We start from the raw sequence: 14,050 nt of genomic DNA, 5'->3' as shown, positions 1-14,050 counted from the left end.
ATTCTGATATCATGAAAACGTACAATCAATATATTCTCCTCCTACTTTCAGCAGTGCTATTGTTAGGCGCTTCCTGCAAGAAGAACCTGGATATCAACAACGATCCGAATAATCCGCCGTTAGAGAAGGCTACACCTTATGTGTTGTTCCCGCCGGCGGTAATGTCTACCATATCGTGCGCCGGCACCGATGGCGCTGTTATTGGTGGTATCTGGGCGCAATACTGGACGCAAAGCAACGCCTCCAACCAGTACAAAACAATTGATGCGTATAATATCCAGCGGACGGACTACAATGCGTTGTACACGCAGATGTTTTCCGGCGCACTGCAGGATTACAGCCTGATGCTCAAATTGTGCGACAGCCTGCACGATTATAACTTTGGTTTGATGGGAACCGTGATGAAGGCATATTCTTACCAGATACTGGTAGACCTGTACGACCAGGTGCCTTACCAGGAAGCGTTTGGCGGGTTAAACCAACTGCAGCCGAAGTTTGACCGTGGAGATAGCATTTACTCCTGGTTGCTGAGAGACCTGGATATTGCCTTATCAAAAGATCTGACCGTTACTATCCTTGATGAGAATGCAGCACAGGATATTATCTATAAGGGAGATATGGATAAATGGGTAAAGTTTGCGAATACACTGAAACTGAAAATGTACCTGCGTATGGTGAATGTAAATCCATCACTGGCAAGAACAAAGATCATGGAGCTGATTAACAGCGGCGCTGAGTTCCTTACAGATGTAGATGCTTCTTACAGTACTTTTAAAGATGCACCGGGTCAAGACAATCCGTTATACGAATCAAATATCCGCAGCCTGAATACGACTACCAATATCCGGGCTAGTTACACCATGTTATCGTGGTTACAGAAAAATAAAGATTCGCGGATAACCAAAATATTCCGCGCGCCGGGCGCGGCAAGCGGTGTTTATTATGGCATTAACCAGGGTGATTTCACCAGTTTGTCTCCCATTTACAATAAATCTGCTATCTACAGGCAAACAGCTATTGATACTGCATACCTGATATCCAGGGCTGAAGCCAACCTGATGCTGGCAGAGGCAGATGAGCGTTATTTCGGTGGCACTAAAGCAAAAGCCTATTATGATGCAGGTGTGCAGGCCGCATTTCAGCAGCTTAAATTAAGTGCTGATACTTTCCTTCTGCCCGGAAAGGTATATGCTTACCCAACCGGAGCTACTTTTGATAAGAAGCTCGAAGCCATCATTGTACAGAAATGGGCTTCTTTCCCCGGCACACATGCGCTGGAAGGCTTCCTGGAACAAAACAGAACAGGTTATCCTAAATACAGCCCGGTATATTCCACTGATCCGTCCTACATCCCCGGCCAGCTGGTATATTCCCGTAATGGTGTTACCGGCGTTGGTAAGTTCCCTAAACGCCTGGTATTCCCGGATGTGGAAAGGAGCCGGAATAGTAATACACCAGCGGAAGTACCTATTTATCAAAAGGTTTGGTGGGCTTTATAATGTTAACGGTTTAAAATAATTACCATGAGAACAATAATGAATAAACAATATATCATAGGATTACTGCTTGTGGCTACCGTTCTTTTTTCTTCCTGTGAAAAGGATTTGCCGGAGGTAAAGAATACGCAGGTAGTGAAAATGGCCGGTACCTGGTGGGTAACCATGTCGCTCAACGGCGCCCCGCAGATCGATGGGGACCATGTGCAGATCAATACATTTAACACCACTGCCGATGATGGCAAGCAGATGTGGATACAGGATGCAGGACTGGGATTCGACTTCCAGTCGAAGGTGGACGTGAATTTGTCTGATCTTACCTTCAGCGCCACCAACGCCAAGGACGAAAACAGTGACGCGACCGTTACCATCACTGCCGGAAAAGTTTTCCCCAACGGCGGAAAATCGAAGGGCGGGCACATAACGGACAGTATTTACATGGAACTGCAAATATCTTCCGATCCCGGCAAGAAGTACGTAGTGGCGGGTATCCTGCGTACCAAGTTCGACGAAGACGACTATTAATCCCGGTCAATCCGCTGTTTATAAAAAAAGAGGGCTCATTTGAGTCCTCTTTTTCTATTTTTGTACGGCTAAATCATACAACATGGAAAATCAGCATGAAGAACAGAATCAGCTTAACATAGAGTTGAATGAAGAAATCGCCGAAGGACAATACGCAAATCTCGCCATCATCACTCATTCCAATGCCGAATTTGTGGTAGACTTTGTGAACGTGATGCCCGGTCTGCCAAAGGCTAAGGTGAAATCCCGTATCATACTCACGCCGCAGCATGCCAAGCGTTTTATGAAAGCCATGCTTGATAATATTAAGAAATACGAATCTGTACACGGCCCCATTCAGGATCAGGAGCAGGTATCTGTACCATTGAATTTTGGCGGACCTACCGCTCAGGCCTAACTTGTTGACAGATGGAACATATTTTTTCTTATCATCATTTGAGAGAATTCACCAGGGAAGTATTTATCCACATGGGGTGCAGCCTGGAACATGCAGCCCTGGCCAGTGAAGTGCTGGTATCGGCAGATTTGAGAGGTATCGATTCTCATGGAATAGCCCGCTTATCGGGCTATGTTCGTTTATGGGAGGCTAAGCGGATCAACGCTACACCCCATATCCGGATAGTACATGAAACGCCCAGTACGGCGGTTATTGACGGAGATGCAGGCCTGGGCCTGGTAGTAGCCCCATACGCAATGGAAATAGCCATGCAGAAGGCGGCTGCCGTAGGTACCGGCTGGGTAAGTGTGAAAAACTCCAACCACTTCGGTATTGCAGGTTATCATGCTATGAAGGCACTGGACCAGGATATGATTGGTATGGCCATGACCAATGCCAGTCCGCTGGTAGCGCCTACCTTTTCCACTGAGCGTATGCTGGGTACCAATCCCATTGCAGTGGCTATTCCTGCAAAGGAGCAGCCGGCGTTTGTGGCGGATTTTGCCACCACCACTGCGGCCAACGGGAAACTGGAGATCCTGCAGCGTAAAAATGAAGAAGCTCCTTACGGATGGATCCAGGATAAAGAAGGGAACCCAAGTAACAATCCTCATGAACTCAAGAGTGGCGGGGCTTTGCTGCCTTTGGGCGGCGATCGTGAGCACGGAAGTCATAAAGGGTATTGTTTGGGAGCAATTGTTGATATATTTTCGGCCGTTCTTTCAGGCGCCAATTATGGCCCGTGGGCGCCGCCTTTTGTGAGCTTTCTCCCATTGGCGCCGGATCCGGTAGGAGAGGGCCTGGGACATTTCTTTGGCGCTATGCGTGTAGATGCGTTCCGGCCGGCAGATGAGTTCAAGGCCAATATGGATACCTGGATCAACCGCTTCCGTGCTGCAGAGCCGGTAGCCGGAAAGAAAGTATTGATCCCCGGAGATCCTGAAAGAGAAATGCAACACGAGCGGCTGGAAAAGGGTATCCCGGTAATAGCGGCCGTGGTAAAGGACATGCAGGAAGTTGCCGCTAAGTTTAATTTGAATTTTTAATTTACAATCGTTCATAAAAAACGCCCGGAATGAGGCTGATGCAGCGTTTCAGGTAGCTAAAGCAAAATATACATTCAGATGAAAGTGTTAAAATTTGGTGGAACCTCCGTGGGAAAACCAGAGCGTATGCAGTCGGTATCGCAACTGATCACAGCAGATAATGATCAGAAAATTGTGGTCCTGTCTGCACTGTCAGGCACCACAAATTCCCTCGTGGAAATCAGTCAGTCGCTGTCAGAAGGTAAGAAGGAACAGGCAAAACAGCAGATAGACAAGCTGGAAAGCCACTACCGGAACTTTTGCAACGACCTGGTGAAGAAGGAAGCCGGCCGCGCAAATGCCAAGGCTATTGTTGATGAACACTTCGAATTTCTGAACATCATCCTGAAGATATCTTTCAATGAAGCACTGAATAAAGATATCCTTGCACAGGGAGAATTATTGTCTACACGTCTTTTTGGCGTATATCTCGAAGAAGCCGGAATTCCTGCGGTATTGTTACCTGCGCTGGATTTCATGAGCATCGACGAATACGAAGAACCGGAAATTCCAAAGATTAAAATTAAACTGGCTAACCTGATCAGCCAGCATAAAGGCCAGCGTATTTTTATTACCCAGGGATATATTTGCCGCAATGCCAGAGGCGAAGTGGATAACCTGAAACGTGGTGGCAGTGATTATTCCGCATCCCTGATCGGCGCGGCTATCCAGGCAGATGAAGTCCAGATCTGGACAGATATCGACGGTATGCACAACAACGATCCGCGGGTGGTGAACAAAACCTTTCCGATCGAGCAGCTGTCATTTGACGAAGCAGCGGAACTGGCCTACTTCGGCGCCAAGATCCTTCACCCTGCTTCTATCTGGCCTGCACAGCACTTCAATATCCCGGTGAAACTGCTGAATACCATGCAACCAGAAGCAAAAGGTACCATCATTACCGAAATGCCTAACGGCAACGGTGTGAAGGCTATCGCGGCAAAAGACGGCATCATTGCTATTAAGATCAAGTCGAGCCGCATGTTGCTGGCGTACGGCTTCCTCCGCAAGATTTTTGAGATATTTGAGAAATACCGCACCCCGATCGATATGATCACCACTTCGGAAGTAGCGGTATCTATCACCATCGATAACCAGCAGTACCTCGATCAGATCCTGAAAGAGCTGCAACCGTTTGGTACCGTGGAACTGGATTATCATCAGACAATCGTTTCCATTGTTGGTAACGAAGTGGCGGCTACTCCTTCCATTATCACCAAATTATTTGATGCGATAGAAGAAATTCCTTTACGCATGATTTCCTATGGTGGCAGCAGGCATAACATTTCTATCCTGATCAATGGTCAGTTTAAAGAGAAAACATTGCAGGTGCTGAATAAGGGCTTATTTGGCCTGGAATAGAAAAAAGCTTCAGATAAAAAAAGCAGCGGAGATTACTTCGCTGCTTTTTTATTTTTTTAACCGCTGATCAAATACAAACGGCTGTGTATTCAGGATGGTAATATTTGTCGCGTCCGGATGCAGCGGGTTGATCAGGTAGTTATATTCATCTGCAATTACTACAGATGGAATCCGGAGCACTGCGTACTTAGCCGTATCTATCCACTCGTCTCCAATGCATTGCAGCTCCGGTGAGGGCGCCAGTGATTGCCAGCCGGATGGCAGATCATGTTTGGTAAGTACTTTGATGGCGATATCATCGGGAATCTGCAGGGTAGCAATGCAGAAATCCTGTACTATGTTTTTCAGCGGAATGTGCACCAGTACTTCCAGCGCCGATAACGCCCGGCTGCCGGCAGTATACACAATAGCATGCCCCGGGCTGTTCCAGCGGCCGCCATACAGGCGCGCACCTGTTCCACTCAGATCATTGATGTAAGCGCACTTACTGATCCTGTATACTTCCATGTTAATGGTTTCGTAAATTATGCAAAGATGCCATGTTCAATGCGCCCCAGCTCATCCTGGATAAGCTGAAACCCAAAGGTGGTATCTAACAGCGAAATAGGGGTTTGATAGTTGAAGGCAGGTAACGGAGTTCTCATCCATTCCTTGAAGTTTTCCAGCTGGCCGAATACTTCGGTACCACGCTGGTAAAGCTGAGAGAGTAAAATGGCACGTTCAGACGTGTCGGCAGACAATTTCTCGTCGTCTGCATAGCGCTGCAGCGTTCTTTCTGACACATGTACTACCTGCGCCAGTTCTGATAAAGAAAAAGACAGCTGCCTGCTCAGATTTAATAAGGCTCTTTTAATAATTCCACTGCGGGAAAGCTGTATAAAATCAAAGTAGCCACTGCTGGCAATATACGCCGCTCCTCCTGGCTGTTCTACTATTAATAATGCATTTTCCTGCACGCGGTATCCTTTTACATGTTTCATACACCCGACATTTGTCACAAAAATACAACAAATTGTCGGGATTATGTTTTTTTATCCTCAAAATAACCAATCTTCCACATCTTATTGATTTCCAATTGTATCACGCCGTATTCCTCCGCTACCCTGCCTTGCAGCACATAAAAGCCGCCCTTTTGAAAAGGATATTGCCGCAGGCTGTCCGGGAAATGGATGGTATCCAGAAAGGCGCCGTCGCGGTCAAGGAAAGTGCCAAAGCACATCGGTTCACCTTTGCTGCTCCGCAGAAATTTGTTGGTTACCAGGTAGCCAAGTGTGGTAACCTGCTGACCGATATACTTTCCGAACTCACGGACAGGCATATACGCACTTTGATCGTGCTGCAATACTTTAAAAGGTGATTGCAGAGGGAAGCCCAGCAGATCTATTTCATCAAAGGCATCTTCATGGGCGTGATAAGCGAGGGTGGGCAGTTCACAATTAACAGTAGTGGTATTGCCAAACAAAGACATGCTGTGTGGATTGGTTTCCTTCTTGCTTACCAGCAAGCTGCTTTTCCACAACAGTTCTTTTTTAGTGTAGCCGGTAAAATTAAAACAACCAATGCGGATCAGTATTTCCAGCTGTTCAGGGCCCGGCGAAATCCGGCTGGTAAAATCTTCCAGGTGCAGAAACGGGCCATACTGTTCGCGGTCTTTCAATATTCTTTCTGCCAGTAATTGTTCCAGTCCCTCTACATGGATCAGTCCTACGTACACCTCACGGCCGGTAATATTAGTGGCATAGTCGCTGTGGTTAATACAAGGAGGGTGCAGTGTTACCCCGGTTTTCAGTAATTCCCGGAAATATAATTCCCGGTTGTAGAAGCCACCGAAGTTGTTGATAACAGCCACCATGAACTCTGCGGGGAAATAGGTTTTCAGGTAAAGGCTTTGGTAGCTTTCCACTGCGAAGCTGGCGGAGTGGGCTTTGGAAAAGGAGAAGTTAGCGAAGCTGGCGATCTGCCGCCATACTTCTGCAGATACTTCCGGCGGGCGTTGCAGGCGTTCGCAGTTATCAAAGAAACGTTTTTGTATTTCCCTGAAATCATTGGACCCGCGGTATTTCCCTGCCATAGCCCTTCGCAGGCTATCGGCATCCGCCAGTTCCATATCTGCGTATTTGTGCGCTACTTTAATAACATCTTCCTGGTATACCATAATACCGAAGGTATCTTTCAGCAGTTCTTCGATAACAGGATGAAGGTAAACCACTTCCTCGGGGTGCCGGTAGCGATGTATGTATTGTTTCATCATGCCCGATTGCGCTACGCCAGGCCGGATAATAGAACTTGCCGCCACCAGGGTAAGGTAATCATCACATCCCAGTTTCAGCAGCAGTTGCCGCATGGCAGGCGATTCTATATAAAAACACCCGATGGTATTTACACCGGACAGGTTTTTACGCACCAGCGGATCCAGCTGGAAGGCTTTTACATCATGGATGTCTATATCCACATCCCGGTTTTTTTTGATGATATCAATAGCATCGCGGATATGCCCGAGACCACGCTGGCTGAGGATATCAAATTTATGCAGCCCTATCCTTTCCGCCTGCCACATATCCAGTTGTGCGGTTACAAAACCTTTGGGTGGCAGGTAGGTGGTGCAGAACTGGTGAATAGGCGCATCGCTGATAAGAATGCCGCCGGCATGAATACTGAGATGATTAGGGAATGCTTTTTCCTGATCCATCAGGTTACTGAAGTATGCTATTTTCTGGTGGATGCTGTCGGCTTCCAGGTTAACCTGGAAGCCGTTTTCGAGGATTTTATCGATTTCCTTTTTGGGAAGACCATATACTTTTCCCAGTTCGCGGATCACGGCATTGGTTTGAAAGGTGGTCACGGTACCCAGCAGGGCCGTATGTTGCGAACCATACTTGTCAAAAACATATTGGATAATTTCATCCCGGTCGCGCCATGAAAAATCGATATCAAAATCCGGAGGCGAAGTACGGTAAGGGTTCAGAAATCTTTCAAAATAAAGATCCAGTTCTATGGGATCTACATCTGTAATTTTTATGCAGTAGGCAATAATGGAGTTGGCGCCGCTTCCACGGCCTACGTAAAAGAATCCGCGTTCCTGCGCATAGCGTATGATATCCCAGGTGATGAGGAAATAAGATTCAAAATTTAGTTGCGCTACAATAGCCAGTTCTTTTTCGATCCGTTGAAGGGCTTCTTCATGATGTTGGCCGTAGCGGTACATCATGCCTTCCAGTGCAAGCTCCCGCAGCTTTGCGCGATCTTCTTCCACGCTGCCGAGGAAGCATTTTTTATTACGGGAGATGGAATGATGGATATCCATTTCTATGTGGCATGCTTCCATCACTTCCACTGTTCGCTGTACGATATACGGGTAATCTGCAAAGTGTTCCACGAGGGAAGCGGGCGTAACAAATTGTTCCTGCGGATGGCCTGTCATGGCTGGTTCCAGCTGCGTGATCAGGATGTTCTGATCGATGGCGCGCAGCAGTTGGTGTAATTCATAATGGGTGTTGTCCTGGAAGGTGACGGGTTGAAGGATCACCAGTTTATCGCGGAGGGCAGTGGTAGCTGTTCTGAATAATTTATTGCGTTGCCAGGGCTTTACACCAATGAGCTCATGGGGCGCTAATGTTTCAGGGGCGCGGGTTCCCAGCGCATAAATCACCCAGGTGTGTGGGATAACGGGCGCCTGATCGGGAAAAGGTTTTTCGGATTGCAGGTGTTTGGATAAGAAAACATTGATATGATGCCAGCCTTCCTGGTTGCGTGCCAGCAGGAGATATTTAAAATCGTTTCCGTTTCTGCATTCCAGTCCGAGTATAGGTTTAATATCGTGTTTACGGCAGAGGTCTACGAACTCCCAGGCGTCGGAGGTGATGTTGATGTTGGTGAGCGCAAGTGACCCGATGCCCAGTTCATGCGCCTTTTGCACCAGCATTTCTGCGTGCATGGTGCCATAGCGCAGGCTGAAAAATGTTTTGCAGTTAAGGAACATGATGTTTATTTAAAGTATGGCATGATATCTTTTTTCGGGGTGTGCAGGTCTTTCTTCCCGGGTGGTATGACGTTGGTTCCTTTCATGAGATATTCCCATCCGAAGCGGTTTTTAATCTGATCGATGGCCTGGTACAGGGCGATCATTTCCTGTTTATCGTCGAACAGGCTGATTTGGTAATTGCCATGTACAAGGTGGCTGAAACGCACGCCTATGAGGCGAACGAGCAGCCGGCGGTCGTACAGTTTTTTGAAGAGGTCTTTTACTTTTTCCAGCAACACATGATCGGCGCAGGAGTAGGGGATCGACATTTGTTTGGTGACGGTCTCAAAATCGGAGTACCGGATTTTGAGGGTGATGCAGCCGGTCAGTTTATTTTGCTGCCGCAGTTCGAATGCAATTTTCTCCGTCATACGTACCAGTTCGGCGTGGAGAAATTGCATATCGATCGTGTCTGCGGGAAATGTACTTTCCGTCGAGATAGATTTCTGTTCATAAAAAGGCACCACCGGCGATTCATCGATTCCATTGGCTTTTCTCCAGAGGGCTATTCCGTTTTTTCCCATCCATGCTTCCAGCAGGGAGATGGGCACTTCGCTCAGTGTCTTTACGGTTTCTACGCCTCGGCGCCTCAGCAGGGCGCCGGTTTCACGGCCTACCATTGGAATCTTTTCTACCGCCAGCGGCGCCAGGAAATTTTTTTCTTCTCCGAACAGGATTTCAAGCTGACCATTAGGTTTGGCTTCATCGGTGGCTACTTTGGAAACCAGTTTGTTGGAGGCGAGTCCGAACGAAATAGGCAGTCCGGATTCTTTCATGATGGTTTTCCGTAGTTCCGAAGTCCATTTCAATGAGCCAAAGAACTTATCCATGCCGGAGAGGTCGAGATAAAATTCATCGATAGATGATTTCTCGTAAAGCGGTGCCTTTCCGGCGATGAGTTCCGTGATTTCCCTGGATTTGGTGCTATACAGTTCCATGTCCCCGCTGCGTACAATGGCGTGTGGGCAAAGCCGCAGGGCGGTTTTCATGGGCATGGCGGAATGAATACCATACCGCCGTGCTTCGTAACTGCAGGCTGCTACTACCGCACGATCACTGCTGCCGCCTACCAGGATTGGTTTACCGAGGAGGCGACTGTCCCGCTGGCATTCCACTGATACAAAGAAGCAGTCCAGGTCGAAGTGCGCTATTGTTCGCTGTTGTAAAGTGATCATACTGGTAATGGTTTATGGATAAACAAAGGACGGAACAGGGCAGGCTGTTAAAAGCGATTACGGATGGCGGACCGGGCAGAGGGAGGATAGTATAGCAGCAGGCCTGCCAGCCGGGATCACTTTTATATGTGGAGTGAAGTTACTAATTTATTTAGTAATGCTAATAAAATTAGTAAAAAATATTGAAATTTCCGGTCGGTTCAATTTTCGTAACTTTAGTACAACATATCTGGCAATCAATATGTAATAGATAAGAGAATGGGAATGAAGGAAAACAGGGAGTATGAGAACATTTAAACTGATCTCACATGAAAAAACCGGATTTTACCAGGGAATTACTTATCCTCGCTTTGCTGCTGGTGCCGATGGTTTATCTGGCGGTTGTCTTTAAAGACTTACCAGTTGTTTTATCCAATACTGTTAATGCGGCGGGTTCTCCTGAGATGGGGACAAAAAATGACTTCCTGCTGCTGATGATCTTTCTCTTTTTTACGAATGGGTTGATTTATTTTCTGTTCCGCTATATTCCGCGTGCCGGCGAAACGCAGCTGCGGCCGTCTGCCATTGAGATGGAGCATAAAGAGTATTACAGGATCCGCTTTCTGATCCATTCTTACCAGGCAGTGTTTACCTGTATTATTATTTTCCTGGTCAGCCAGGGCAAGCCGTTTATCATGGAGCGCTGGGCCTTTATAGGTGTGGGTTTGCTGATTGTGGGCATAGGCGCTTACCTGCGTAAGCTGAAGCCGAATAATTATGTGGGGGTGAGAACGCCGTGGACCCTGCAAAGCCCCGAGGTATGGATGGAAACGCATCAGATGGCGAGTAACCTGTGGATCAGCGCTGGTGTGGTGATTATCATAGCCGGATTTTTCCTGTCGCTTATCACCGGGGTATTTATCATATTTTTTGCGGCGATTGTACTGGCGGCATTACCCTATATTTATTCCTTCAGGTTATATAATAAGGATAAAGGATAATTCAGTGGTCAATCAATACATCGGAAAAAGGAATGGCGTCCCTGACAGGGGCGCCATTTAATTTTATCAGTTGCCGGATTCACCGGAAAAGGCTTAGAACCAGGCTTTGCCGAGTGCTTCCCGGAAAGGCCATGGGATAAGGGCCAGTATAACGATGAAGGCAAGTCCAAAGAAGATCAGGCCCAGTTTATGTTTCCGTGCATCCGTGGCTGCTTTCTTTATTTTTGATTTACCGATATGTACCAGTGCAATGGCGATGATGGCCATTACTTCGTGTTCTACCGTAAAAAATCTTACAGCAGGATTTTTCATAGCAGCTCCCATATCAGCTAAGCCTGTCTGAACAGTTTTGCTCATAAAAAACAGGATCAATCCTACTACCAGCTGCAAATCGCAGAATATCATGAAGAAAAGCCCGGCTTTGCTGTCTGCTGCGGTGAATGGTGTTTTGCCTGTTACGCCTTTCAGGGAGCGGATAACCGCCCAGAGCCCTGCCAGCAATATAGCCCATCTTAAGAACGAGTGTACATAGTTTATTAACATATCGAGTTGGATTTTACCGGGCAAAAATAAGCGAAGCGCCCCGAATATATTTGGTAATTCATAAAAATATTTGCTAATTTTGTTAGCAAGGTACTAAATTATTTAGGTTATGTCCGTAGTATGTCAGAATTTGAAATACCTGCGTAAGCAAAAAGCCTGGACGCAGCAAGAGTTTGCCGATAAACTCGGTATCAAGCGTTCGTTGTTGGGTGCATATGAGGAGGAGCGTGCAGAACCCCGTACAGAGATCCTGGAACAGGTAAGTGATATGTTCCGGGTGTCTATTGATGATCTGCTTCGTCGTGATCTTGGCTCCCAGAAAGATAATTTCCTGGAGAAGCGCCGGCAGCTCAAGCTGGGAAGTTCCCGTCAGGCGATTCAGTTTGTGCCGGTAAAAGCGGCCGCCGGTTACCTGGCCGGTTATAATGATGATGAGTTTATCGAGGAATTGAACACGTTCACACTGCCCATGCTGGGTGCGGGTGATTACAGGGCATTTGAAATAGCGGGAGATTCCATGCTGCCGGTTACCTCGGGTTCTGTAATCGTTTGCCACAAGGTAGAGGGGTGGGACGAGATCAAGAACAATGAAACCTATGTGGTGATCACCTCCCGTGAAGGCATTGTTTTTAAAAGGATCCTGAAAAACAACCGTTCCAAATCGAAGATTACGCTGGTGTCTGACAATCCGCAGTTTGAGCCTTACGGCGTGGATATGGAGGAAGTGCTGGAATTGTGGCAGTCGGATGCCGTGATCAGTAAGGCAGGACAACAAAGCCGGATGAGTGTAAACCACCTGGCGGATATGGTGAGCCACCTGCAGGACCAGGTAAGCCTGTTGAAGAAGAAGTTGAAGGACTAAATTGAGTTTATTATACAAGCGGCTGGACCGGAGGTGCTTATGTGCTTCCGGTCCAGCCGTCATGCTATATCCTTCGTAAAGGCTGGGGGCGGTGATTTCCTGTTTGTGCCTGCGGACGCCTCGCACCGGTTCCGGAATTTTATGGCCGATTGGGTGATCTTTATGGAGAGGAAGGCGGGGAAATGGAATAATTCTTTTGGTCTTTTGTTTTTTTACAAATCTTGTGTTATCTTTGCGTTCCTAAAAATAAGAGGCAAAAATTATGTTGATCATTGATTCTAAAGATTGCGAAAACATAGACAAGGCGCTTAAAAAATATAAAAAGAAGTTTGAGAAAGCTCGCATTTTATTGCAGCTGAGAACGCGCCAGTCTTTTACTAAACCATCTGTTAAACGTCGTAACCAGGTGTTAAAAGCCGTTTACAAACAGCAGTTGGCAACAGGTAAATTTGAAGATTAATATTGCTTAGGCGATAAGCCGTTGGCAACTCAAAATATTTGATGATTGTAAGGTTATTTAATAACTTTACAATCATCAATCTTTTTGTGTTGAACGAAGCTTTATATTCCTTAGCAGAGCGATTCATATCCTATATCCAGCTCGAGAAACGGTATTCAGCGCACACCTGCACTGCCTATCGCAACGATCTTTTCCAGTTTTTTGATTATGTGACCCTCAGTTATGGCAGTACGCCGGTTGGGGACCTCAGTCATATTATGATCCGTAGCTGGCTGGCGAAGCTCATGGAAGATGCCATGACCGCCAAAAGTGTTAACCGCAAGATCTCCACACTTAAATCCTTTTTCAAATTCTGTCTGCGTCAGGGCCTTATTAAACAGTCGCCTATGATTAAGGTCATTGCGCCCAAGATCAGCCGTCGTTTACCCGGCTATATTGAGGAGAAGGGGATGCAGGCGCTGGAAGACAATGTGAGCCCGGTTTCAGTCACCGCCCTGCACATCTTTGCCAATGATTTCGAAGGCATTACGCACCGGCTTATTTTTGAGATCTTTTACCAGACGGGTATCCGTTTGTCGGAATTGATTGCGTTGCAGGAATTCCGGGTAGATGAGGGGAACAAATCTGTGAAGGTGATGGGGAAAGGGGGCAAGGAGCGGATCATACCGGTTAGTCCGGAGCTCCTGGCACAGATGCGTGCATACATGGATGAGAAGCGCCGTTGCCTGGAGGAGTTTGAGAGCGGGGTATTGCTGGTGCATCCGCAGAGCGGCCGCCGTTTATATCCCAAATATGTATACCTGACGGTGCGGAAGTATCTCACAGAGCACCAGATTACCACTTTAAAGAAAAAGAGTCCACATATATTACGGCATACGTTTGCCACACACCTTGCGAACAATGGTGCGGATCTGAATGCGATCAAAGAGTTGCTGGGGCATTCGAGCCTCGCAGCCACACAGGTTTACACGCATAATACTATTGAGCAGTTGAAGAAGGTGTACAAGCAGGCGCACCCGAAAGCGTAGCAGTTATTTTAAGCTTTTAACAAAATATTACGCAGCTAAACAGCATTGCATTGCAAAAGTGACTATATTAGTAATCA

At 47.0% G+C, this 14,050-nt stretch carries 14 protein-coding genes; 9 read left to right on the top strand and 5 right to left on the bottom strand.

The genetic code is table 11. From position 1 onward, the window contains the following. Positions 1–11 precede the first annotated feature (11 nt). The 5 genes from QFZ51_RS30060 to QFZ51_RS30040 all read left to right on the top strand — a co-directional run bounded on the left by QFZ51_RS30060 (position 12) and on the right by QFZ51_RS30040 (position 4,904). Positions 12–1,499 (top strand): SusD/RagB family nutrient-binding outer membrane lipoprotein, encoded by a 1,488-nt coding sequence (locus QFZ51_RS30060; protein ID WP_429051160.1) that lies wholly within the window; start codon positions 12–14, stop codon positions 1,497–1,499. 24 nt (positions 1,500–1,523) lie between these two features. Then, positions 1,524–2,021 carry a lipid-binding protein gene (locus QFZ51_RS30055; protein ID WP_429051159.1) on the top strand — a complete coding sequence of 166 codons (498 nt, stop codon included), beginning with the start codon at positions 1,524–1,526 and terminating at the stop codon, positions 2,019–2,021. An 82-nt stretch (positions 2,022–2,103) separates the two neighbouring features. Further along, the gene (locus QFZ51_RS30050) at positions 2,104–2,418 is read left to right on the top strand and encodes a DUF3467 domain-containing protein (RefSeq protein WP_079470689.1); all 315 of its coding nucleotides are present in this window, start codon (positions 2,104–2,106) and stop codon (positions 2,416–2,418) included. Between the two features lie 11 nt (positions 2,419–2,429). Then, positions 2,430–3,503 carry an Ldh family oxidoreductase gene (locus QFZ51_RS30045; protein WP_429051157.1) on the top strand — a complete coding sequence of 358 codons (1,074 nt, stop codon included), beginning with the start codon at positions 2,430–2,432 and terminating at the stop codon, positions 3,501–3,503. 78 nt (positions 3,504–3,581) lie between these two features. Then, positions 3,582–4,904 (top strand): aspartate kinase, encoded by a 1,323-nt coding sequence (locus QFZ51_RS30040; RefSeq protein ID WP_370912172.1) that lies wholly within the window; start codon positions 3,582–3,584, stop codon positions 4,902–4,904. Between the two features lie 48 nt (positions 4,905–4,952). Here QFZ51_RS30040 and QFZ51_RS30035 read toward each other — a convergent pair whose 3' ends face one another. The 4 genes from QFZ51_RS30035 to dinB are packed head-to-tail and all read right to left on the bottom strand — an operon-like array spanning position 4,953 to position 10,100. Beyond that, complete coding sequence (locus QFZ51_RS30035; protein ID WP_429051155.1) at positions 4,953–5,411, bottom strand: RES family NAD+ phosphorylase; 459 nt, start codon at positions 5,409–5,411, stop codon at positions 4,953–4,955. Between the two features lie 17 nt (positions 5,412–5,428). Then, a complete protein-coding gene (gene parS, locus QFZ51_RS30030; RefSeq protein WP_370912174.1) occupies positions 5,429–5,884 on the bottom strand; it encodes a type II RES/Xre toxin-antitoxin system antitoxin in 456 nt (151 codons plus the stop codon). Positions 5,885–5,925: 41 nt separating this feature from the next. Continuing rightward, positions 5,926–8,883, bottom strand: coding sequence for a DNA polymerase III subunit alpha (locus QFZ51_RS30025; RefSeq protein WP_429051153.1), 2,958 nt, complete (start codon positions 8,881–8,883; stop codon positions 5,926–5,928). A 5-nt stretch (positions 8,884–8,888) separates the two neighbouring features. After that, entirely contained in the window at positions 8,889–10,100 is a 1,212-nt protein-coding gene (gene dinB, locus QFZ51_RS30020) for a DNA polymerase IV (protein WP_429051151.1), read from the bottom strand. Between the two features lie 308 nt (positions 10,101–10,408). On the opposite strand from dinB, the gene QFZ51_RS30015 reads away from it, so the two are divergent. Next, positions 10,409–11,080 carry an SdpI family protein gene (locus QFZ51_RS30015; protein ID WP_370912177.1) on the top strand — a complete coding sequence of 224 codons (672 nt, stop codon included), beginning with the start codon at positions 10,409–10,411 and terminating at the stop codon, positions 11,078–11,080. A gap of 93 nt (positions 11,081–11,173) precedes the next feature. On the opposite strand, the gene QFZ51_RS30010 is transcribed toward QFZ51_RS30015, so the two are convergent. Then, on the bottom strand, positions 11,174–11,623 hold the full coding sequence (locus QFZ51_RS30010) for a hypothetical protein (RefSeq protein ID WP_429051149.1): 450 nt from the start codon (positions 11,621–11,623) through the stop codon (positions 11,174–11,176). 109 nt (positions 11,624–11,732) lie between these two features. Here QFZ51_RS30010 and QFZ51_RS30005 point away from each other — a divergent pair, with 109 nt between their 5' ends. From QFZ51_RS30005 to QFZ51_RS29995, 3 genes are all read left to right on the top strand, one after another. Continuing rightward, positions 11,733–12,485, top strand: coding sequence for an XRE family transcriptional regulator (locus QFZ51_RS30005; protein WP_079470680.1), 753 nt, complete (start codon positions 11,733–11,735; stop codon positions 12,483–12,485). A gap of 262 nt (positions 12,486–12,747) precedes the next feature. Then, positions 12,748–12,945: a 30S ribosomal protein S21 gene (gene rpsU, locus QFZ51_RS30000; RefSeq protein WP_079470678.1), complete on the top strand. Its 198-nt coding sequence runs from the start codon at positions 12,748–12,750 to the stop codon at positions 12,943–12,945. 41 nt (positions 12,946–12,986) lie between these two features. Then, positions 12,987–13,973: a tyrosine-type recombinase/integrase gene (locus QFZ51_RS29995; protein WP_429051147.1), complete on the top strand. Its 987-nt coding sequence runs from the start codon at positions 12,987–12,989 to the stop codon at positions 13,971–13,973. Positions 13,974–14,050 lie beyond the last annotated feature (77 nt).

Source organism: Chitinophaga sp. W3I9 (assembly GCF_050434025.1).
Lineage (GTDB): Bacteria > Bacteroidota > Bacteroidia > Chitinophagales > Chitinophagaceae > Chitinophaga.
Note: the sequence above shows the minus strand (reverse complement) of the source record. Positions and strands in the feature narration are given on the sequence as shown.